Consider the following 22,010-nt stretch of genomic DNA (forward strand, 5'->3'; position numbering starts at 1 on the left):
CAATAAGGTGTTTCATTTTTTTTCAAATATTTTATTTGTTTATAGGTTGTTTAATCTGAGAGATTGCAGCTTCCCTTCATATTCACAGACTGGAAGCGGTGGTGAGAAGTAATACCCTTGGATGTCATAGCAGGATAGGTCGCTTAAGAAATCAATTTGTTCCCTCGTTTCGACTCCTTCTGCAATCACATTCAGCTTCAGTTGTTTTGCCAGAGAGATAATCGTCGCAATAACCTCTGCATTTTCTTGGTAATCATCGATAAAGCTTTTATCAATTTTTAAACGGTTGATCGCCAATTTATGCAAGTAGCTGAGTGAACTGTAGCCTGTGCCAAAATCATCAATCGATAGTTCAAAGCCCATGTCAATGAGTTCATCAAAACGTTCATTTACGTTTACCCTGTCTCTTAGAATAATCGATTCTGTTAATTCAAACTCAATATACTCACTGCTTATTTGATATGTTTCCAATGCTTGTTGCAAAAAAGGAATTAAATCATCACGATAAAATTGCACTGATGATAAGTTAATTGACGTTCTCGGCACTTGGTTTCCTTCATCAAGCCATCTACGAATTTGTCCGAAGACTATCTTAATGATTTCTCTTTCTAATTCAATGATGAGCTGCGACTCCTCCGCTATTCTTATAAATATATTCGGTGGGATATAGCCGTATTTCGGATGCTGCCATCTTGCTAGGGCTTCTGCTCCAATCATACGATTGCTTTGGCTATTGTATTTTGGCTGATAATAAACCATAATCGAATGATTTGTTAACGCATCTCTCAAATCATTCTCAAGCTCGAGCCTATTTAACACATGCCCAGTCATTTCTTTGCTGTATCGAATATAGTTGTTAGCACCATTTTCTTTCGCCTGATACATGGCTAAATCTGCGAAAATGAATAAATCCTTTAGCGTAGTTGCATCTTCTGGGTAACAGGAAATGCCAATGCTACAGGTAATCTGGAATTCATTGTCATGTACCTTAATAGGCGAAGAAAAAGCCGATAGAATGTCTTTTGCAAGCTCTTCTATATCATGCTTTTGGGGAATGAAAGCTAAAAACTCATCTCCCCCAATTCTTGCAAGTAGGCTATCTGAAGGCATTAACTCATTTAAACGAGCAGACATTTTTTTTAATGCCATATCTCCGTACTTATGTCCATAATTATCATTAATTCGTTTAAATCGATCAAAATCAATATAGATTAAACCAAAATGTTCATTTTCTTCAATTGTCTGACCTACTCTTTTTTCCATGCTTCGTTTATTCGGAAGATCTGTTAGATCATCATGATAAGCAATATATGTAAGCTTCTCCTGTGCCCTTTTCTGCTCTGTAATATCTTGGACAATGCCATAGGCGCCAATGGTCATATGATCAATAATCATTCTGACCGCCGTTATGGAGACCTCTGCATAACTGCCATCCTTACGTAAGAGCTTTGATTCTGTCAGCGTCACTTTGCCATTAATCACTTCTTTAAATAATTTGGACATATTTTTTTCAGGTTCATTGATGAGTGCTTGAATGGACATACCTGATAATTCCTCAATACTGTATCCAGACAACCGAGATGCCTCTTCATTCACATCTTGAATATTGCCTGCTAAATCAACCGAAAAAACAGCATCCGGATTATGATTGAACAGCGATTTATATGACTCCACATTTTTTTTGAGAATTACTTCACCAAATAAATCTGGAATAAGAGTTAAAAAGATGTTAGCTCCAATTAATAAGATAAAAGGCAAAAGAATGAACTGTTGCTCTTGCTGTCCTGCATGTACACTTGAAAAATCAAAAAATGATATCAGTGTGAGATATGGAATAATCCCTAAGGATATACCAGCCATTAAACAACCGATATACTTCCATTTTGTGTATATACTATATATCTCTTCTCTCGTAATCTGAATTAAAAAACGTACTAAAGAAAAGGACATACCGAAAATCAGCAAGCAGGCCATTGCTACAAAAACAGGCTTCATTTCTATGTATTGATGATATAAAACAGTAAATGCACCATAGTCTGCAACTATAATAAACAATCCTAACGACAGACTTGTAGCAATGTATTGTATCTCTGTCTCCATTTCCCTTTGAGCCCCATATAAAGACACAAAGGCACCGATACAGCTAAACAAGAAATTCAATAAAAAGTAGTAGTATTGATTAGCTACCGGAGCACCAACCGAAAAGACTATTAACAGGTTCGCAGACCAAAAAGTAAAGCCTAAAATAAATGAGTAAAGAATCATTTTTTTAAATTTATGTATAGCGATTCTTAGTTTTCTGCTAAATTCAACGGCAAGGTAGCAGCCTAAAAAAGAAAGGCAAATGGTCAATAATACACTATAAACATTAAAAAAGTAGAACGAAGAATTTACCATGATATTTAAAATCCTCTATTTTTTATAAGTATATATAATTATACAATGACCTAATTTTAAATGTAAACAAATAACTTTATTACTATTTGAATTAATATACATAGAGACTATTTTCATAAAAATACTAGTTTACAGTTATCCTTTAACTAAAAAATACGTGTTTTATGTTTGTCACTTATCTTAAAGTGAACTTCATTTGAAGTCCCACTTTCTATGTACTCGGACAAGTCGGAAACATCAAGCAACTCTTTAAGATGAACTCTTTTTTTATGGTTGGGTTCTAGTACAATCCTAAAAGGTCCGTTTATATTCATTACTGATGACTCCATCGGTTCTGTATATTCATCTAAAAACTCTAATTCAATGATGACTCTTTTACTGCTGTGATTATACAGTGAGAGATCACACTTCCCTTTCAATAGCCCATTAATCGGGGATTCAAAATTACAGGTACCCTTTCCATCATATGAAACTGCAGCAATTCCGCTTGCGATTGTCTTCTGATAGACTGCAATCAAAGGCAATGGCAAAAGAGAATATATAATAACAACTACTAGAATTGTTCGTATATGATATTTTCTCAGAGACCGGGCGAACAAAATCATAGCTATAACGAATAAAATTGACCCTACAATGCCCATCAAAACATAACCATTTTCATTCTGAATAGGAAAAGACATAAAGACTGAACGAGCTCCAAGCTTTTTGTTATTTGGAAATGGAAAAAATAAACTCATACAAATTACTAAAAGAATACAGGAAGCGATGAAAGATTTTTTGTTTTTAATCATTTGGATTTTCTCCTTATTTATTATTAAATTGGTATGTACGTAACCTGTTATTTTTATGGTGCAAAGGGAAAAAATATAAAGAAAGGAGGCGGACAAGTTGATCCTACCTATTGAATTTTACCAAAAAAACACTCTGGAGCTCGCCCGAGATTTGCTTGGCTGCTTACTTGTAAAGGAAACAAATGAAGGAACCACTGCCGGCTATATTGTTGAGACCGAAGCCTATATGGGACCCGGTGATCGTGCAGCCCATAGCTTTGGCGGTAGACGCACCAAACGAACTGAAATCATGTATTCAGAAGCCGGCCATATTTATACGTACCAAATGCATACCCATACACTGGTAAACGTCGTAAGCTCCGGCACGGATAAGCCCGAAGCCATCCTCATTCGGGCAGTAGAACCTCATACGGGAATTGAATTAATGGAAGAACGGAGAGGAATGACAGATTTAAGAAAATTGACGAGCGGTCCAGGCAAATTAACAAAAGCTCTTGGCATAACTATGAATGACTATGGCGGGCTCTTTACTGAACCACCTCTCTATATTGCAGCAGGAATATTACCAGAGCATATCTCCTCTGGCCCACGTATCGGCATCGGCAATTCTGGAGAAGCCAAGGATTATCCATGGCGTTTTTGGATAACTGGGAATCCCTATGTATCCAAATAGATTGTAGAAAACTACAATTTTCTATTAAAAAAAACGGCGTTTATAGCCGTTTTTTTAATGGAGCATAAAATTTTTACTCCATGCTTTGCAATATACCTTGTACCTTATCTTGATTAGCAAAAAATGCGTTACGGAAATTATCATCACTCAAGATTTTATATTCTCCGTCTTTGTTCTTTTTAAGATTCAGTTTCTCTGTTCTTGATACTAAATCTATGTCCTTATCTTGCATATGCTTAATTAATAGTTCACTCACCATTTTATTCATTTCTTCTTGATCCGTAATTTTGCCGCTGCTAAGTTGAGGTTTCATTTCTTCTATCACCTTTTTAAAGACTTCACTTACATCAACTGATTTTACTTTGACAGATACAACAGCTTTATCTTTTTCGTTCGAAACCTCTTTCGGCTCTTCAAAAGAAAATCTTTTGGAGATCGCTTCTAACACTTTCTTATTCTCAGCCGCATCTCCGTTTCTAGTAAGATCTATATCGCCCTTCACATATGTACTAGCTTTCTTTAAATCTCCATCTTTAAAAGCAGTGAAAAAATCCTTTACCGTATCTTTTGGTTGTGCCGCTCCACATCCTACCATTAAAATACTGGTTAATAACAATAAACCAATCATGCTAAATACTTTTTACATCAATCTACCTCCTAATATATTTCCATTATAACAAATAAAAAGCTAAATTTTAGCATTAGTGGAATAAGGATGATGACAGATGAGTACTCCTGAAGGCTTTAATTCTTTAGACTTATACTTTTTCTTTCTATGATTAGACAAATAATGACTCATTCTTTCGAGAATAGACAATTTTTATACTGTAATCCCTTATACAACAAGCCGTAATTTAAGTTTCTAAACTTGCCATCACAATTATTTTCACCGCAAATATTTACTTCTTCACTATCTCACCATAATATAATAATCCTAATTAAGTTATGGTAAAGGTTTCTTCGATTATTTAAAGAGCAAGAAGAGAGATAGAAAAAATGAATAACAAGGATTATATTCTTTCACTCTATTTCAATGATAATTTACTTAAATACTTTTTGAAATTAGGTAATAAATAACTAAATATTCTTTAATACCAATTGTAAAAATTTTTTCATTCCTCTTATTTTAGATATGAGATTCTGACAAGAAAGAATTCTTAGGAATAAAAGCAAAAAAGCACATGATTATCTTAGATAATCATGTGCTTTAAAATTTATTGTTGCTTTTCGAAAAATTTTAGAATATCATCTTTTTTTAGCGACGTATTAATATCCTTTAAATAATTAATGAATTCTTGAACAACTCTTATATTTATAGTTTTTATCTCATAAAAACCATCTAGAAACTGTTGTAATATACTTTCGTCTACATTTTCTATGGGTGCAGGTAAATATTCTTCATTATCAAACTGATAAGCTCTCCAATTTGTAAAAGATATTGCATCTACAATACAACCCCAAACTAATCCTTTTAAAGCATTATCTTCATCTTGCATTTGCATAAATAACCCTGTAAATTCTGTACCATCGTCTAATAAAAAATATATATCATCTCCAGAGTACTCCTTATTTTCAAGCCATCCCCAACAAACTTCCAAAGCTTTACTTATATCCTTATACGCTGGTGAAGTATTTAACAAATCAACAATTGTTTCACTTAATCCTAATAAAAATGCAACTTGCTTATCTGCTTCTAACTTTACAAATTTTTCTAACATGAAATCCCTCATTTAATTAATTAATTTTCCATTCTTAAGAATAAAACTTTCCTTTCCAGATACCCTTATACCTTCTTTAACTTCAGTTGTTACTTCAATTGTTAAATTGGGATATTTTTTAGTCAACTGCATAAATATTCCTGCTTCTTTTTTTGGATTAGTCATTCCTTGAGTACATATCGAGCAAACACCTCTTGGATTTGATTGATGTATCGCAAGAGTTCCTTCTACCTTATTTGGATCAATGCCTAATTTTTTGATTTCAATATCAAATTCATTAATAACTCCTTCTTCAGCGTGCTTCATAAATTGTATATGACGCGGATTACTTCCATCATATGGAGCTCTTATATCTCTATTGGGCATTATCACATCTAAATCGGGTAATCCAGCTTCTCTTCGAACCTTAATTGAACTCCCCTCAAAAAGCTTGCCTTTTAATTCTGATATATCAGTTTTTCCCACAGCTATTGTATGTGTCTCAGGTACATTTAATTTTTTACGTAGAACATCTAAATCGGCCCTCCCGATTTCTATTTTACTTATATCCCTACCAGTACCCTTACCAGCCAATACCCCATCCTTCTCGGCCTGTTTGATAGCTAGATACTCATCCGCTTTCGCAGGGAGTTTGCCTGATGGAAGTCCTCGCTCTACACCAGTGACTAGATTCCCAGCGTTTGTTTGAACCGCACGGACTTCGATTGGACGGAGAGCATTGTCAATAAATTTGGCGGATTCACGGAGTGTTTGTTGGCCTGTCTTTGATGTGACTACAGCGAGAACGGGATGCTTTAGGGTGAATTTCAGCTGATCGCCATGGGCTTTCCCTAGATTCCTCGCATTTTTTAATGTTGATTTTAAGGCAGATCCCCCTGCATGCTCAACAGTTTTATAGGCTGATTTCATTACATTCGCAAGAGCTGGCATATTTTTTAATAAGGCTTTTCCCGCAGCTGCGCCAACTCCCGGCACAATCGCAAATGCCCCCCTTACTAGTCGTTCGTTATCAGAGAGTTTTCTGCCGGATATGAGATCTTCTCCCTTGATGGCTCCTCCGACATCAATAGCCGTATAGGCAGCGCCTGCCACGAGTCCAGCAGGTGGACAGACAATAGTTAAGCCCACCACAACCCCTGTAGCAATTAAATTAAACCAAAATTCCTTCTTCTCCTGCCCAGCACGGATTCCTTCATATTCAAACGCACCACTATTTAAAGCGGCTGTTTCGTAATCCTCTTGCGAAGCTTTGACATCTGGATTTTGCAGTTTCCACGCCTCATATTCTGCTTTCAGGTTATCAGAATACTCCGTGTCCGCTTCGTAAAGATCTGTTAGCTTGATTTCCTTTTTATCATGTCTATTATAAAAGGGACCTGTCTGAACGTTAATCGTATTCGCTGTTGTGTACGCAGAAACATTCATATCAGCCATCTTTTGCATATATTCATCGATGCTTTTATAGAAAGGATCGTCTACTTTTTCATCTATAATTTTACCAATTCCCTTGGCATAATCATATAATTTTTTGTACTTCTCGCGTATGGGTTTCGCTTCTGGTTGGTATGTCTGGGGGCTAAAAGAAATGGCTCTATCGATATCTTTGTCTGCTATTTCGCTCTTCGAGTCCTTAAATAGGTCATCTGCATGCTCATACTTATTGTCATACTTGTGCGCTTCATTCACTTTTTCAAGTGCTGAAGCTATACTCTTCCACTTGGCCTCTTCATAGAGAATCTTCACCTGCTACACCACCTTATAAAACAAATTAAGATTAATTCCTCAATTGTAAAAAATTTATAAATTAATTTTAAAAAAGGGGCATATAGGCGTCAATGAGCATTATAGGTTATACAGGACCTAAGCAAAGCACCTCATTTTTTTAATAAAAAATATAAAGTTATTAAAAATATGAAATAAAAATAAAAACATTCGCTTTCTCCCACTAAATAAGCCCTGTATTTGAAATTGCATCATAAGTTTATTGATATATATCTAATTACTCCTTCTGCTTCTTTTGGTAAATAGGCATTGCAAAAAATAGATCACTAAGTACTTTGCCATCTGAAGTTAAAGAGGTCATGTATTAGGTTTTACTTAATTAATCTTGCTTTTGGCTTTTTTTCTTTTCACTGCAGCCTCAAAAAGAACAATTAAGGTTGTGCCTGCTACCAAAAAGATAAAGCCGAGAGGACTATGCTTGATAAATATAATATACACACCGATAGGAAAAACAAGAATGAATATTAACCATTCAAACATAGAGTTTCCTAATAACTTTTTAGATAATAAATTCAATAGAATCACTCCTCTACTATGTATACTTTCAATAACTGCTTTATTATTTATAATATCAACAGTACTATACATCATACAAAAATTAACATACAAATGCATATTTGTTAAATACATAATGAAGCTAATTAAACCTATTGAAAATATTCACATAAAAAGAGAAGTGCTATAGCACTTCTCTGAACCTGTAATTGTTAAACTTTCACCCCAATAAACTGATTAAAGAACGAGAGAATCTTTTGGTATACGGCAATTTCATTTTCTTTTTTCGAGAATCCGTGTCCTTCATCCTCTAGCAACATATATTCCACATCGCGCCCTTTTTCCTGTAAGGCTTTGACGATTTGATCGGATTCTTCTTTTACGACGCGAGGATCGTTTGCACCTTGGATGACAAGCATCGGCTTGGTCATCGTGTCTAGATAGATGATTGGCGAGTATTCAATCAGCTTTTCTCTATCTTTCTCTGGATTCCCTACCCATTGATCCATAATTGGCTTCCAGTCTTCTGGCACTGATTGAATAAACGAGAATAAATCGGAGGGACCAAAAATGTCGACAACTGCCTTAAAGTAGTCCGCATGGCGTCCATGTAAAAGCAATGCCATATAACCGCCGTAGCTTCCGCCCATCAATAATATATTCCCTTTTTCTGTATACCCATTGTCGATGAGCCAATCCAAACCAGCGACATTATCGAGGCGTGGCCCGTAACCCCAATCTCCCTCCACCATCTTCATGAATTCTAATCCGTAACCCGAAGAACCGCGGAAGTTTGGCGCAAATATACTAAATCCTTGATTCAGCATGAATTGGAAAGAAGCTCTGAAAAATTTTCGCTCTGATGCTTGCGGCCCGCCATGCGGCCAGAAGATAATTTCACCATTATCATTTTCTTTTTTCGCCTTGAAAAATAATGCTTCGATTTCAAGCCCATCATAGGACGGGTATGTAATCACGTCAGGCTCGACCATATCATCCTTTTCTACACCCGGCACAGTGTAGTTTGTTAAAGATACCCACTCGTCCTCTACTTTTTTATAAATATTGCGAGGATTTGTGGCACCTCTTCCTAATAAATACAATGTCCCGGATTTCGCTACAACTAGCTTTTCAATGACACTAGCAGGAGCCTCGAGCTGATTCCATTCTCCATTTTCCAAATTGTATTCATACAGATGATCTTCTACACCTTTTTCGCTAGCAATATACAAAAGCTTTCGTTCCTTATCATATTGCAAGCTGTTAAATCCTTCGTTTTCTATTTCTTTTATTTTTTTAAATTCGTGCGTATCTAGATTATAAGAAGCCAGGTATGTGAAGTCCGCTTCATAATCCGTCAACAAATAGACCACTGAATCTGATACAAACACGCCATCACTTACAGTATGTTGCTTATCCGTTGGAGGCGTGAGCAAGATATCCTCATCACCACGTTTTGCATACATCAACATATACGTATTCGCAAACATTTTCAAATAAAGAAACGAAGACTCATCTGGACTTTGACTAATCAGATAGGTTGCTCCTCCATTCCCTTCTAAAACCTTTGTTTCTTCCCCTGTTTCTAAATGTAGACAATAGGAATTCAAGTAAGAAGGGTTTTCCTTAGATGATGTATAATAAAGTTTTTTCCCATCTTCAGATAAAAACGGTTGGAAATTACGCGTATTTTCATGATAGACGATTTCTTTCATTACCCCGCCTTTGAGCGGGATCCCATAGAATTGGGTATTTTCATTCCCGTCATAATCAAATCCAGCAATAATGAATTGGCTTTGTTTATCATACAAGAGTGCCTGGCAGCTTTGATCAATCGTTGTCAGAGGATAAGGAAATGTATTAGGCAAGTCCATCGCCCATAAATTATACTTTCCACTCAAGTTGGTACTGAAAACAATCTGCTTTTCATCAGGGCTGACCGCAAAATCTTCAATCGAAAACGTTCTTAAAAACTGAGAAACATCTGGTTTCGGAAAAGAAATCATTATTAAACACACTCCTCATTATTTATTCACAAAAATCAGTATATTCTTAATTATAGCAAACATTACTACTATGACCTTATAAAATTTAAATCTAAGAAAAAAGATATTAAAGGAGACTTTTCTGCATCATATCGTTATGCAAAACAATTAGTTAAAAAAGTAAGTTAAAATACAATGTACTGACTACTAATTGTATGCAAATGTCTTCGAATGATATATTAAAATCTAATGCCTTAACTAAGGTTCAAATAGAAAATATAAGAAATAAATAGAAAGGATAAAAGATATGTATATAAAACAATTATTTTTAGTGAATGTATTACCCTTATTTGTTCTACACTTATTATTATTTATCTTTTCTAAAGCAACAAATTCGGCAGAGTTAAAAAGTCTAGAATTTGATTTAATTTTAATAACACCTCTCATTTTATTTATAATTAATTATTCAATAAAAGTTGAAGAAGAAAATGCTCAGTTCTGGTGGATGAATATAATTTTTATTGTTTTAGGGAATGCTGTAGGCTTGTTTTTTTACTTTTTAAATACAGGAATAACCTTAAAACATGGCATGCCTGATAATCCTTCTGATTATGAGTCAGCAGGTATCGCCACATTAATATATTATTTAACGATTTTACAATGCATAATCGGTTCTATCTTCTGTCAGATTTCGTTATTTAGGAAATTCAAAAGAGAAAAACACGGAATTGTTTAACGTTATTAAATACTGGACAATGAAGCAATATGAGTAAAGTTGCAACAAAAAATTGGCCATCTGACTCTATTAACTGAAGATAAAACCTTATGTGTAAATGTGATTGTGGTAATCTGGTGACTCGAATTAGATCGCTACTTTATCATGGGACAGCAAGTTCTTCGTGTGGCTATTTAAAAGGAAAGGCTATCGCACAAGGCATATCAAGAAAATGATAATATAAAAAGACAAAATTCACTCGTAGCTGAAAGTGAATTTTGTCTTTTTTGTAGTTTTAAAATAAAGTTATCTTAAAAACAGCTTGCAGACCTGGATTTTACCTTACATTAAGAGAACCCTTTTTGCGAGAAAGGTTGTCCATTTTCTATTCTTATTCGTCCACAATCGCGTCAATTATGGAATAATTCATTCAAAGATACTGCCCTTTACAGTCTAAGTGTAATGTTGAGAAATTTTTTTCTAATGAATATCATTCTTTCTAAAATTACCGCCCTTCACTTCTGATACCTCATAAACAGTAACAAAAGATTTTGGATCAATTTCATTTATAATTTCCTTTAGTTTGGTTTCTTCTAAGCGATTAATGACACAGCTGATTTCTTTAAATTTTTCGTGGGAAAACCCTCCATAAACCTCGTTAAACGTTGCACTTCTACCTAAGCGGTCGCGTATAGTTTCTACCATTAATTCAGGTTGGCTTGTGATAATTTTAAAGGTTTTAGAACCACTCAAACCTTCCTCCACAATGTGAACTACTTTAGAAGCTATAAAGTATGCAATAGCCGAAAGAATCGCTCCTTGTAAACCAAATACGGTTGAAACGACTATAAATACAAACACGTTTAAGAAGAGAATGAAATCACTTGTCCCAAATGGTAATTTTCGCGATAGAAGTACGGCAAGCATGTCAATTCCATCTAATGCACCGCCATTACGTAAGGCTAGTCCCATCCCAAAACCAAGAATAATACCACCAACAACCGTAATCAACAAAGTATCCCCTTGAATAATTGCCGGCGTATGGTGAAATAGGATGGTGCCAAACGATAATGAAACAATGCCAATAATCGAAAATAGGGCAAAAGTTTTTCCGATTTGTTTATAACCCAACCAAATAAAAGGGATATTTATGATTGCAATGAGAGCTCCCAATGGTAGTCCAAAAAGCTCAGAACCCACGATGCTTAGCCCAGTCACCCCTCCATCTGATACGTGGTTTGGAATTAATACTGTTTCTAGTCCATAGGCAGCTATAAATCCCCCTAAAATAACTAATAATCCTCGAAAAAATATTTTTAGTTTATTGGTCCTTTGTTTCTTGCTTGTCTCCATAAGTTCCTCACTTCTAGTTTTTTTAAAAGTATAACATATTAAACAACGCTCATTCTTGTACTAGGATGAATAGGTTTACTGCAACGGAAGTTATCCCTTGGCATTCTAAATAAAATGCTCTCTTCGTTTCCTCTGAACCTTAGAATGGTTTTTTAGGCACTTTAATTCCCAATGCTTTTCTAGAAAGAACTCCTATTCTTCCCTATCTTCAGCCATACAATCCCAAATAACTGCTTTGCTTGCAATACGCCTGGCCTGTGCATATATATCAGCAATCTGGTCAAAGCAATTGCCCAGAGCATATCAAGAAAATGAGTATATAAAAAGATAAAAATCACTCAAAAATGAAAGTGAATTTTGTCCCTTTTGGGTTAAAAGCTGATTCAATAATAAAATCATTCATACTGCTCTGGAGCAGTTCTACGTGCGGCTTCATACACGGAAACAGCGGAAGCAGGTACCGCTATTAAGCGTTAGTTAATAAGGAGTACTTAACAATTATCTTCTAATTTTTGGAGCGTATTTATTACCTACTTTAAATATGAGCGGAGTTCCTATTATTGTAGGTAGAAACCAGAATAACAAAATAGGCAGTTCATTTAAAACTGGTATACTAGGAATATTAACTACTAAAGTTGCAGTTACAATACCTATATAAGAACCTAGCATTGCTCCAATATGAGCACCTATCCAATTTTCCCACTTCTTCTTGACCGCTAAATAGCCCAATAAAGCAAGCCCATAAGAAAACAGAGCGATGTAGAATAAATATTGGCTTTTTTCCCAATGAATTATCGACATAATCAAAGCTGTTATAAATACAAGAACATAAGACCAGTGATATATCTCACCAGATACAGAATGTTTCCCCCTCTTCTTTTTAGAAGACATTGCAAATATCCCGCTTATTAAACAAATCATCCCTGTAAGTATATGAGTTATTAAAAAAATGTTAAACAATTTTATCACCTCAATACTTATAACACATATATCTTAAATTTCCTTTTAGTGTAAAGTTAAATATTCTTTAAAGGAACAATATTTACGAAAACAGTGATAAAAAAGAGTAGACGTTTCCGCGTCTACTCTTCATTGCTAACAGTGTTAGTGTTGTCTTGTAATTATAATGAATTGGGTTTTTGGTGTCCATACTTAATAAGTACTCACATCATACCCTACTCTTTATTTTTCGCAATACTATAACGTTGGCATTTAAGATAAACATTCAACTTTAATAAGAATAGAGTAAGTAAGAAAGCTATGAAGCTAATTTTAACAAATTGCTTTAGGTTGTCCCAGTTCATATGAAATCCTCCTATGCATCACCCTGAAAACAGTATCAAGGATAATAATAGAAAGAAGGGGTTCCCCTTCTTTAGCATGTAGAGAAATCTGACCTCTTCAAAAACGGTTGTATGTAGGGAAAGGAAATGGTAACTTTTAAAAGTGGGAAAATTTTTAATTAATAGAAATAATGAAAGGAATCCCTATTTGTAAACATCATAGAATTGAGGGAATTACATATGAAATGGAAGGATTGGGACCGCAATTTGAAGGTCCGGCTTTACGGTGAATTTCTAACTAACATGTTGCTTTGGATGTTCTTGCCGTATATGGCCATTTATTTTTCAGACCGACTGGGAAAAGGGCTCGCAGGCATCTTACTTATCGTCTCTCAGCTTGTAGGCGTCTTCACCAATTTGATTGGCGGCTATTGCGCCGATAAATTTGGCCGAAAAAGAATGATGTTCATCTCGATGTTCGGCCAAGGGCTTGCTTTCATTGCCTTTGCTTTAGCCAATTCACCATGGCTTCAATCGGCTATGCTCAGCTTTATTTGCTTCTCCATACTTGGTTTCTTCGGTTCCTTTTATATGCCGGCCAGCCATGCGATGGTAGCCGATGTGGTTCCTGAAAAGCATCGCAGCGAGGTGTTCGCTGTCTTCTATACAGCTATCAATATCTCCGTGGTAATCGGCCCCATACTAGGCGGCATCTTTTTCTTCGATCATCGATTTGGACTCTTAATCACAAGTGCCGCAGCCAGCTTTTTTGTCGCTTTTTTAATTTATGCATTCATCAGAGAAACAACGCCGGCATCTCTAGAAGGGGCATCCACATCCAATGAGCAAGCTAGTAATTGGCTCACTGTGATAAAAGAGCAATTGAAGGATTATCAGGTCATTATTAAGGATAAGGTCTTTTTGTTATTTATCATAGGCGGCATATTCGCAGCGCAAGCTTTTATGCAAATGGATCTATTGCTCGCCGTTTATATGAAAGAAATGGTTCCAGTACAGAATCTGTTTTCTTTCGGTGATTGGTCCCTTAAAGCTTCAGGAGAGAAGGCATTCGGTTGGGTTGTTGCCGAAAATGGACTGCTCGTTGCCCTCTTTACCGTATTTATTTCAAAATGGATGACGAAATATAAGGAACGCAATGTATTTATCATGTCTTCCTGCTTATACGGCGTTGCTATGCTGATCTTCGGATATACGGCCAGTATTTGGGTGATCATTTTAGGCATGTTTGTTTTCACAACTGCGGAACTAATTGTCGTAGGTATTCAAGATAGCTTTATCGCCAAAATCTCACCGGAGCATATGAGAGGTCAATACTTTGCGGCAGGCAGCCTTCGCTTCACGATTGGTCGAGCGCTTGCACCTATTGCTATTCCGCTGTCTGCTTGGATTGGCTACACATGGACTTTTAATCTATTGGCTTTTTCTACCCTCATCGGTGCATTCGCGTATTTGCTGACTTTTCAGTTGAGTGGAAAAGTGAAGCGAAGTGTGTCATAGAAGGACCCTTGGAGTCTGAGTTCAAAATTTAATAAATGATTGATTGGAGGAAAGGTATGAATTTTAAAGGAAATCTGATCGCTACCGGTAATACTGCCAATCTATATCTATGGAATAATAAAATAGTAAAGGTTTTCAAAGAAAATCTACCACCTACTGAATCATTATATGAAGCTCAGAAACAAGAGTTTGCCTATTCACGTGGGCTGAATGTTCCAAAAGTATTAGAGGTTAGAAAGATAAACGGAATACAGGCAATAATAATGGAATACATCAACGGTGAAACCTTAGGGCATCGTCTATTAAAAAATCAAAATGAGGCTGAGCAATATATTAATGTCCTTGTAAATATTCAAAAAAGAATACATGAAGTCAAGGTAGAATCAGATGAAATTGAACGTATCGATATAAAAGTTAGCCGTAAGATTGAATCAGCTCCATCCCTAAATCAAAGTCAAAAAAAGGTGTTATTTAGTAGGTTAAACTCTTTAAAGTATGAACCCAGATTATGCCATGGAGATCTGCATCCATTTAATCTAATTATGAACGAAGATGTAGTGAGTATCATTGATTGGGTAGATGCTAGTGCTGGGGATATCCGTGCAGACGTATGTCGTACTTATTTATTATTATCTCAGCATTCCATTGAATTAGCTGAGCTATATTTACACTTATATTGTTGTAATATAAACATATCCAAAAGCGAAATACTCCAATGGTTGCCAATAATTGCAGGAGCCATGTTAGACGAAAACGTATCTTCTGAAGAAAATAAACGGCTAATGAGCATTGTCAATCAATTTTGTGATGGATATAGCTCGAATGACTTACTCTAATAACTAAAGCTACTTTTTAAAACTAACGTTGTAAGTGAGTAGAATAGTATGTAGTAGGAAGTTTAATTTGTAGTAGTAATTGTAGTCATGTTATACAAAAAGGATAGAAGGTATAAATCCTGTTCATCTATCCTTTTCACAATACATTATTTAATGTTCATTATAATTTTGATTATGTTTTGACTTTTAATAAAAAATAGTCAGCTACTTTTTTCATAAACTATCGTGTCAAAATAACGGTAATTTCAGTCCCTTTTCCGAGTTCACTATGCACATGAATTTCACCATTGTGCAAATCAATTACTTTTTTGACAATCGAGAGTCCAAGACCATTTCCCCCAATATTTCGATTTCTCGATTTATCCGCTTTATAGAAACGTTCAAAAATATGCATGATTGCTTCTTTATCCATCCCCATCCCTGTATCTTTTATTTTTACAAGCATTCTTTCCCCGTCTGCTTGGTATGCTTTTATCATAATTGTCCCTTTTTCTGGTGTGAACTTTATACTATTATGAAGCAAATTGATCCATACTTGATCCAGCATACCTTCATCCGCAGTAACTGTTAAAGGGACAAGGAAAATGTCCATATTTATTTCTTTTTCCATCCATTGCGGTTCATTTGCAAGAATAATACGACGCAATTGATAATCCAATCGATACGGTTTAAGCTCCAAAGGCACGTGTTCAGCTTCAAGAGATGTGAGCTTTAATAGGTTTTCACTTAATTTGGATAGCCTGACACTTTCCATTTCAATAATTTCTAAATAATGCTTTCGCTCTTCTATATTTAAATCATCATTCTTTAACGCATGAGCAAAACCAGCAATGGAGGTCAACGGAGACTGGATTTCATGTGATACATTCGAGATGAACTCTTGACGCATTTCCTCCATCTCTCCTAATTTCCCGGCCATATGTGTCATGCTTTTTAAAATTTTTGAATAAGGATGATCATCATTTTCATGAAACTGAGCTCTATAAACAGAAAGATCAATATTAAAGTTTCCTTCTGACATCATTTTCATTGCTTGAATTATGGGGAGGAGAAATTTATCTTTTTTTCTCTTTATCCAAGGCAAATGTTGTAGTAGAGATATTAAGCAGCCAAAGATGAAGAATCCTACAAGTGAACAGATTAATTGTTTAGTTAATTCATGCGGAGTAAATTGTATCCACTTAAAAAAATACGTTACGCCCCAATAAGCAAAACTCCAGCATATGAGTAAAAATGTTGTTACAGCAAGAACTCCTAGGATACGTTTCATGATCTCTATCCCCTTCACGATTCGACCTCCAAGCGATATCCAAGTCCTCGAATTGTTGTAATTTTAAACGGGCAGTTCTCATAAGAGAATCGTTGCCTCAGGCGTTTAATATGAACGTCAACTGTCCTTTCATCTCCCTCATAGTCAAACCCCCATATATCTTCAATCAATTGTTCTCTAGAGAATGTTTTCTTTTGATGCGTTGCAAGCTTAAACAATAACTCAAACTCTTTTAACGGCAACGTGATATTCTCTTCTCCAACTGATACCCTATAGAATTCTCGGTCTATCACTACATTGCCAATCACAATTTGATTCGATAAGGTGATTTGATAGCGTTTTAGAAGCGCTTTTACTCTTGCGGCCAACTCAGCTGGTGCAAACGGCTTTACTAAATAATCATCGGCCCCAAGTTCAAAGCCTTTTACTTTTTGAGTTGTTTCCCCTTTTGCCGTTAACATAAGAATGGGCAAAGTGTCCGTATAATAATGTCTGACTTCCCGACAGAATGACCAGCCATCCATATTAGGCATCATGATATCAAGAATGATTAAATCAATTTTATTTTCCTCTAGCATAGAAAGGGCCATTTTTCCATCTGCCGCCTCTTCAATTGAGAAGCCATCCTTTGCTAAGATGACATGTATTAATTCACGAATATTAGGATCATCATCTACAATTAATAATTTCGCCATATAGATCATTCCTTTGGATATATAATTAGAACTCCCCCGTTAATACATGAGGGGGAGTTCTTTATTTCTATGCACGTTTCATATAAGCACGTACAGTTAGTGGTGCAAATATAGCCACAATTACGGCTGCTCCAATAAGTGAAATAGTAAAGTCCCAGCCTATTGTACCAGAATTGGTAAGATTCCTTACAGCTGTAACTAGATGTGAGATAGGATTAAACTTTACAAACCATTGAATTAACTTTGGCATAGTGTCTGCAGGTACAAACGCGTTAGAGAGAAATGTCAGTGGGAATAGGACAATCATCGATATCCCTTGTACACTTGAAGCTGTACGTGAAATGACACCGAGGAAAGCAAAAATCCAGCTAATAGCCCACGAACAAATAATCACAAGAAGTGCTGCTAGGAATACAAAAGCTAAACCGCCTTCTGGACGATATCCCATGATATAGCCCATTGTAAATGTCATTGTTGTGGCTATCGTATAGCGAATCGTATCAGCCAGCAAAGCACCAGCCAGTGGTGCTATCCTGGCAATCGGCAGTGACTTAAACCTGTCAAATACCCCTTTATCCATATCTTCTCGTAACTGAACTCCTGTTACTACAGAAGTTGTAATGACAGTTTGGACGAGGATTCCAGGAATAATAACTGGCAAATAACTATGAACATTACCAGAAATAGCCCCTCCAAAAATATACGTAAACATTAGTGTAAAGATAATCGGCTGTAATGTAACATCAAATAATTGCTCAGGTGTCCGTTTAACTTTAAGCAGTCCTCGATGTGCCATTGTTAATGAATTTCTTACTGTCTGCCGGAAACTAGTTTTATTACTAAGCTTTCGTCTATTTGAAACTTTGATCGTTGTATTACTCATTCCATTTCCTCCTATTTATTTATAATTTCCTTAGTGTTCTTTTCACTGCCCTTTTGACTGGTAATGGACAGAAAAACTTCATCTAAAGTTGGTTTTTGAACACTCAATTCGGCTAATTGAATGTCAGCCTCTTTCAGTGTAATTAACAAGTCAGTCACTTTGTCTGGCTCAGCCATCGGGGCAGTAATTCTTCCACCCTCTGGAGATACGGCTGATTGGACTTTCAGTACTCGCTCTACAATACGTTGTGCTTCTTGAATTGATTGTTCGTTTTGAATCCTTAAATGTAAGGAACTCGTGCCGACAGATTCTTTCAGTTCATTCACAGTCCCTTCTGCAACAACTTGACCATGGTCAATAACAGCAACCCGGTCTGCCAGCTCATCCGCTTCTTGAAGATATTGCGTCGTTAATAGAACGGTCGAACCCCCATCCACTAATCTGCGAATTGTGTCCCACATCTGATTACGCGTACGTGGGTCTAGCCCTGTCGTTGGTTCATCCAAAAAGATTAGCGGTGGCTGTGCTATAAGGCTCGTAGCTAAGTCTAATCTCCTTCGCATACCGCCTGAAAAATTTTTAAGCGGGCGTTTAGCCGCTTCTGATAAGCCGAATTCCTCCAGCAATTCAGCTGCCTTTCGCTTTGCATCATTCCGTCCCAAGCCTAACAATCGGGAAAAGATAATCAGGTTTTCTGTTGCGCTAAGTGACTCGTCAACAGATGCATATTGTCCTGTGACACCAATTAATTGACGAACAAGCTGTGCATCCTTTGCCACATCGTATCCAAAAATCTTTGCTGAACCAGCATCCGCTTTTAGTAACGTTGCCAGCATTTTAATCGTAGTCGTTTTCCCAGCTCCATTCGGGCCAAGCACACCATATATCGTTCCCGTTCGAACATTTAAGTCCACGCCATCAACGGCCCGATGATTCCCAAACGTTTTAACTAAACCTTTGGCCTCTACAGCCCACTCACTATTATCATTCATCATTTTTTTATTAGTAAATTGATCCAATTTATTTCCTCCTTCTTCTTTCCTCTTGTTGATATGTACAGAGCATAAACCCCAAATGTGAACTGAATATGAACTAAGCAGCATATTGTTTTACAGAGGTGATGTTTTCTTTAAAGAAAGAGCATGGTTGGAAAGATTTTAGTTAATGAAAAAAACGAACAAATGGGATAGTTTGTTCGTTTTTTGTTTATCTATTAATTTCATTCTTAATTGAAGCTGCCTCTTCACTTCTTTCGATGAGTATCGCTTGTCTCGCTAAACTCTGAAGATTTAACATTCAATATAGTATCGAGTATTAAATAAGCCTTTCTATCAATTCAATTTTTCAGTGTTCTCATCCCACCTAAGTTCTTTCTAATCATCCTTTCCTTTTATGTGTAAGGAAGATGCTTGGAATAAAAATGACTATAAGGACAAGGGCGGAAACCAAAAAACCAGCATGATATCCTTTTAATTCATTATTGAGTGTTGGTTGCAAACCTTGTACGGTCGTTGCCACAACTGTTGCAATTAATGCCGAACCAAACTTGAACCAATATTTTCAATCATATTGATGCCAACGCCTGCTTCTGGAAGTTCCTTATCGTCGAGACCCGTATAAGCGTCACTCATTAATGGAAGCATTATTCCACCAACGCTAGTTCCACGAATAAATAATATAATAGAAATCCAAACCAGGCTTGTTTGACCCGTAATAGAGAGAAGCGGAAAGGTTCCAAATAGAGAAAGAACAAGACTAACGATAACAACGTTTCTAGCTCCAATCCTATCAATCATTTTCCCGATTATTGGACGCGCAACAAGCATTCCCACTCCTTGTGGGATTAATGCAAGCGCTGCTTCCATTGCGGTAAAATGCAATATTCGTTGAAAAAACAATGGCAGTATTAACATGGGTCCCATAATAGCAATATTCGCCAAAAACAGTCCAGTGCTAGAGGCTAAGAAACTCTTATGTGTAAATAAATTCAGCGGTAGCACAGTTTGATTTTTATTTATTCGATTATATAAGAGATAAATTCCACCAAAAACAAAACCTATCCCAATCCAAAAGATAGTTTTCTCATTGGAGAATGATGCATAGGCTGCTGCTTTTGTTACACCGTAAATCAATGTCGCACTCATGACAGACAAATTGATAATTCCCCATGCATCCAGTTTGCTCTCTTTATTGAATGGCTCGAAATCGGGAATTGTTTTCAGCATAAACGGAACAGAAATCAAAATGATAAACACATTAATAAAGAAAATCCAATGCCATGATGCTCCTTGGACTATAAAACCGCCAATCACAGGACCTAAAATTGGACCTAAAATCATTGGTGTACTGACGATGGCCATTACTTTCCCTAAATTTTCTGAGCCGGCTGTTTTGACCAATAATGTTGACATAAGCGTTGTAATAATCCCTGCACTGAACCCTTGCAGTAATCGAAAGATGATAAAGCTGGAAATATTCCAACTCAGCCCTGCACAAACAGAAATAAGACCAAAGGCAATAACTGCCCCGATGAAGATTTTCTTTCCGTTAAATTTGTTCATAAGCCAGCCAGATACGGGAACGGCAATTGCAAGAGCCAGTATATATCCTGTAATCCCCCACTGGATAGTATCAAGTGTTGTATGAAAATCATTTGTTAGTTTGTCAATTGCAATGTTTACCATGGTAGAGTCAAGCATTGGAGCAATCGCACCAAGCGCAATTGCCCAAGCAGCTGTAAGAATTTCTCTAGGTATTCCTGCTTTCTGTGATATGTTTTTGTTCATATATTAAGCCCCTTTAAATTATTTTAGTTTCCGCAGAAACAAAAATAACATTATTTTGTTTCCCGGTCAACAAAAATATAATTTAAAAAAACAGTCTTGATCGATGGATCAGACTGTTACAATAAGATTTATGAATAAGTATTTAGTGATGAGGTACGTCTTGTTTCTTTATTTCTTCGTCCAAATGCCTGCTATAGGTTTCCAAAAAACCGAGCATGTTATCAAATTGCGTCTCGGTTAGTTGTTCAAATACAACTTTATCTCGCTCTCGAAATTCATTGTGTAACTCTTCATGTATTGTAAAAATTTCTTTCCCAGATTCAGTAAGTCTAAAATAAATTTCTTTTTTATTATCAAGCTTTTGGTAGCTTTCGATTAGGCCCTTTTCTAATAGCTTCTTCGTTAATTTGCTTATGGCACCTCTCGTCATATAAAGGGATTCTGCAAGCTGCGTTACATTTGCACTGCCGTTTTTTCCAATTGATTCAATACAATGCACTTCAGAAGGCTTATGCCCCTTCAGGCTCTCTTCCATCTTTGGCTTATTAAGCATCACGATTTTGTTGTATACATCATTGAAATTCATTAAGAGCTGTTTTTCTTTGTTCATTGCCTGCCCCCCGTTAAATTGGTACATCACTTCTATTATAGCTTTTTTTCGTTTTTATTTTTATAATTCAACATTATATTAGTGCAGAATGGCGATTATTTCCTCATTTATAAGCTTTCACTCTATAGATAATATACATAAATACTTATAATCCAAAACTAAATATTTCGTAGAGTAGATGAATCAGTTTATTGAGAAGTTAGTCGATTGTTAATTGGTG

Annotated in this window: 19 protein-coding genes and 1 pseudogene; 4 read left to right on the forward strand and 16 right to left on the reverse strand. The window is 36.0% G+C overall.

Features of this window, described 5'->3' with window-relative positions:
* Positions 1 to 39: 39 nt before the first annotated feature.
* Positions 40 to 2,100, reverse strand: a complete 2,061-nt coding sequence (locus RCJ93_RS12260; protein WP_446739134.1) for a sensor domain-containing protein — start codon at positions 2,098 to 2,100, stop codon at positions 40 to 42.
* 443 nt (positions 2,101 to 2,543) lie between these two features.
* Positions 2,544 to 3,188, reverse strand: a complete 645-nt coding sequence (locus tag RCJ93_RS12265) for a hypothetical protein (RefSeq protein ID WP_446739135.1) — start codon at positions 3,186 to 3,188, stop codon at positions 2,544 to 2,546.
* 97 nt (positions 3,189 to 3,285) lie between these two features.
* Between RCJ93_RS12265 and RCJ93_RS12270 the strand changes: the two genes are divergently transcribed.
* Entirely contained in the window at positions 3,286 to 3,861 is a 576-nt protein-coding gene (locus RCJ93_RS12270; RefSeq protein ID WP_446739136.1) for a DNA-3-methyladenine glycosylase, read from the forward strand.
* A gap of 73 nt (positions 3,862 to 3,934) precedes the next feature.
* On the opposite strand, the gene RCJ93_RS12275 is transcribed toward RCJ93_RS12270, so the two are convergent.
* The 5 genes from RCJ93_RS12275 to RCJ93_RS12295 all read right to left on the reverse strand — a co-directional run bounded on the left by RCJ93_RS12275 (position 3,935) and on the right by RCJ93_RS12295 (position 9,862).
* Positions 3,935 to 4,489: a DUF5105 domain-containing protein gene (locus RCJ93_RS12275; RefSeq protein WP_446739137.1), complete on the reverse strand. Its 555-nt coding sequence runs from the start codon at positions 4,487 to 4,489 to the stop codon at positions 3,935 to 3,937.
* A 586-nt stretch (positions 4,490 to 5,075) separates the two neighbouring features.
* Positions 5,076 to 5,579 (reverse strand): Imm6 family immunity protein, encoded by a 504-nt coding sequence (locus tag RCJ93_RS12280; RefSeq protein WP_190323497.1) that lies wholly within the window; start codon positions 5,577 to 5,579, stop codon positions 5,076 to 5,078.
* 12 nt (positions 5,580 to 5,591) lie between these two features.
* Positions 5,592 to 7,322 (reverse strand): pre-toxin TG domain-containing protein, encoded by a 1,731-nt coding sequence (locus RCJ93_RS12285; protein WP_446739138.1) that lies wholly within the window; start codon positions 7,320 to 7,322, stop codon positions 5,592 to 5,594.
* Positions 7,323 to 7,676: 354 nt separating this feature from the next.
* Positions 7,677 to 7,877, reverse strand: a complete 201-nt coding sequence (locus RCJ93_RS12290; RefSeq protein WP_066789923.1) for a hypothetical protein — start codon at positions 7,875 to 7,877, stop codon at positions 7,677 to 7,679.
* Positions 7,878 to 8,068: 191 nt separating this feature from the next.
* Positions 8,069 to 9,862, reverse strand: coding sequence for a S9 family peptidase (locus RCJ93_RS12295; protein WP_446739139.1), 1,794 nt, complete (start codon positions 9,860 to 9,862; stop codon positions 8,069 to 8,071).
* Positions 9,863 to 10,148: 286 nt separating this feature from the next.
* On the opposite strand from RCJ93_RS12295, the gene RCJ93_RS12300 reads away from it, so the two are divergent.
* Positions 10,149 to 10,577 (forward strand): hypothetical protein, encoded by a 429-nt coding sequence (locus RCJ93_RS12300; protein WP_446739140.1) that lies wholly within the window; start codon positions 10,149 to 10,151, stop codon positions 10,575 to 10,577.
* Positions 10,578 to 11,036: 459 nt separating this feature from the next.
* Here RCJ93_RS12300 and RCJ93_RS12305 read toward each other — a convergent pair whose 3' ends face one another.
* The 3 genes from RCJ93_RS12305 to RCJ93_RS12315 form a co-directional block, all read right to left on the reverse strand.
* Positions 11,037 to 11,909, reverse strand: coding sequence for a YitT family protein (locus tag RCJ93_RS12305; protein ID WP_066789928.1), 873 nt, complete (start codon positions 11,907 to 11,909; stop codon positions 11,037 to 11,039).
* Positions 11,910 to 12,407: 498 nt separating this feature from the next.
* On the reverse strand, positions 12,408 to 12,875 hold the full coding sequence (locus tag RCJ93_RS12310) for a DUF2306 domain-containing protein (RefSeq protein WP_150285289.1): 468 nt from the start codon (positions 12,873 to 12,875) through the stop codon (positions 12,408 to 12,410).
* 209 nt (positions 12,876 to 13,084) lie between these two features.
* A complete protein-coding gene (locus tag RCJ93_RS12315) occupies positions 13,085 to 13,213 on the reverse strand; it encodes a hypothetical protein (protein ID WP_446739141.1) in 129 nt (42 codons plus the stop codon).
* Between the two features lie 219 nt (positions 13,214 to 13,432).
* Between RCJ93_RS12315 and RCJ93_RS12320 the strand changes: the two genes are divergently transcribed.
* Both RCJ93_RS12320 and RCJ93_RS12325 read left to right on the forward strand, forming a co-directional pair.
* Positions 13,433 to 14,710, forward strand: coding sequence for an MDR family MFS transporter (locus RCJ93_RS12320; RefSeq protein ID WP_446739142.1), 1,278 nt, complete (start codon positions 13,433 to 13,435; stop codon positions 14,708 to 14,710).
* A gap of 56 nt (positions 14,711 to 14,766) precedes the next feature.
* Positions 14,767 to 15,546, forward strand: coding sequence for an aminoglycoside phosphotransferase family protein (locus RCJ93_RS12325; protein WP_446739143.1), 780 nt, complete (start codon positions 14,767 to 14,769; stop codon positions 15,544 to 15,546).
* 220 nt (positions 15,547 to 15,766) lie between these two features.
* Here the strand turns inward: RCJ93_RS12325 and RCJ93_RS12330 are convergent, their stop codons facing one another.
* The 6 genes and pseudogenes from RCJ93_RS12330 to RCJ93_RS12355 form a co-directional block, all read right to left on the reverse strand.
* Complete coding sequence (locus tag RCJ93_RS12330; RefSeq protein WP_446739144.1) at positions 15,767 to 16,816, reverse strand: sensor histidine kinase; 1,050 nt, start codon at positions 16,814 to 16,816, stop codon at positions 15,767 to 15,769.
* 14 nt (positions 16,817 to 16,830) lie between these two features.
* On the reverse strand, positions 16,831 to 17,511 hold the full coding sequence (locus RCJ93_RS12335) for a response regulator transcription factor (protein ID WP_446739145.1): 681 nt from the start codon (positions 17,509 to 17,511) through the stop codon (positions 16,831 to 16,833).
* A gap of 67 nt (positions 17,512 to 17,578) precedes the next feature.
* Positions 17,579 to 18,394 carry an ABC transporter permease gene (locus tag RCJ93_RS12340; protein WP_446739146.1) on the reverse strand — a complete coding sequence of 272 codons (816 nt, stop codon included), beginning with the start codon at positions 18,392 to 18,394 and terminating at the stop codon, positions 17,579 to 17,581.
* A gap of 11 nt (positions 18,395 to 18,405) precedes the next feature.
* A complete protein-coding gene (locus tag RCJ93_RS12345) occupies positions 18,406 to 19,389 on the reverse strand; it encodes an ATP-binding cassette domain-containing protein (protein ID WP_446739213.1) in 984 nt (327 codons plus the stop codon).
* 382 nt (positions 19,390 to 19,771) lie between these two features.
* Positions 19,772 to 21,180 (reverse strand): annotated as a pseudogene (locus RCJ93_RS12350) (MDR family MFS transporter).
* Positions 21,181 to 21,322: 142 nt separating this feature from the next.
* Positions 21,323 to 21,790, reverse strand: coding sequence for a MarR family transcriptional regulator (locus RCJ93_RS12355; RefSeq protein WP_446739147.1), 468 nt, complete (start codon positions 21,788 to 21,790; stop codon positions 21,323 to 21,325).
* Positions 21,791 to 22,010 lie beyond the last annotated feature (220 nt).

The organism is Rummeliibacillus sp. BSL5, from assembly GCF_052928305.1.

What these genes read in the sequence shown, in the direction of transcription:
- RCJ93_RS12260 (WP_446739134.1), bottom strand. Translation starts at nt 2,100, where the DNA reads ATGGAGACAGAGATACAATACATTGCTACAAGTCTGTCGTTAGGATTG.
- RCJ93_RS12265 (WP_446739135.1), bottom strand. Translation starts at nt 3,188, where the DNA reads ATGATTAAAAACAAAAAATCTTTCATCGCTTCCTGTATTCTTTTAGTA.
- RCJ93_RS12275 (WP_446739137.1), bottom strand. Translation starts at nt 4,489, where the DNA reads ATGATTGGTTTATTGTTATTAACCAGTATTTTAATGGTAGGATGTGGA.
- RCJ93_RS12280 (WP_190323497.1), bottom strand. Translation starts at nt 5,579, where the DNA reads ATGTTAGAAAAATTTGTAAAGTTAGAAGCAGATAAGCAAGTTGCATTT.
- RCJ93_RS12295 (WP_446739139.1), bottom strand. Translation starts at nt 9,862, where the DNA reads ATGATTTCTTTTCCGAAACCAGATGTTTCTCAGTTTTTAAGAACGTTT.
- RCJ93_RS12300 (WP_446739140.1), top strand. Translation starts at nt 10,149, where the DNA reads ATGTATATAAAACAATTATTTTTAGTGAATGTATTACCCTTATTTGTT.
- RCJ93_RS12305 (WP_066789928.1), bottom strand. Translation starts at nt 11,909, where the DNA reads ATGGAGACAAGCAAGAAACAAAGGACCAATAAACTAAAAATATTTTTT.
- RCJ93_RS12315 (WP_446739141.1), bottom strand. Translation starts at nt 13,213, where the DNA reads ATGAACTGGGACAACCTAAAGCAATTTGTTAAAATTAGCTTCATAGCT.
- RCJ93_RS12320 (WP_446739142.1), top strand. Translation starts at nt 13,433, where the DNA reads ATGAAATGGAAGGATTGGGACCGCAATTTGAAGGTCCGGCTTTACGGT.
- RCJ93_RS12325 (WP_446739143.1), top strand. Translation starts at nt 14,767, where the DNA reads ATGAATTTTAAAGGAAATCTGATCGCTACCGGTAATACTGCCAATCTA.
- RCJ93_RS12330 (WP_446739144.1), bottom strand. Translation starts at nt 16,816, where the DNA reads ATGAAACGTATCCTAGGAGTTCTTGCTGTAACAACATTTTTACTCATA.
- RCJ93_RS12335 (WP_446739145.1), bottom strand. Translation starts at nt 17,511, where the DNA reads ATGGCGAAATTATTAATTGTAGATGATGATCCTAATATTCGTGAATTA.
- RCJ93_RS12340 (WP_446739146.1), bottom strand. Translation starts at nt 18,394, where the DNA reads ATGAGTAATACAACGATCAAAGTTTCAAATAGACGAAAGCTTAGTAAT.
- RCJ93_RS12345 (WP_446739213.1), bottom strand. Translation starts at nt 19,389, where the DNA reads ATGATGAATGATAATAGTGAGTGGGCTGTAGAGGCCAAAGGTTTAGTT.
- RCJ93_RS12355 (WP_446739147.1), bottom strand. Translation starts at nt 21,790, where the DNA reads ATGAACAAAGAAAAACAGCTCTTAATGAATTTCAATGATGTATACAAC.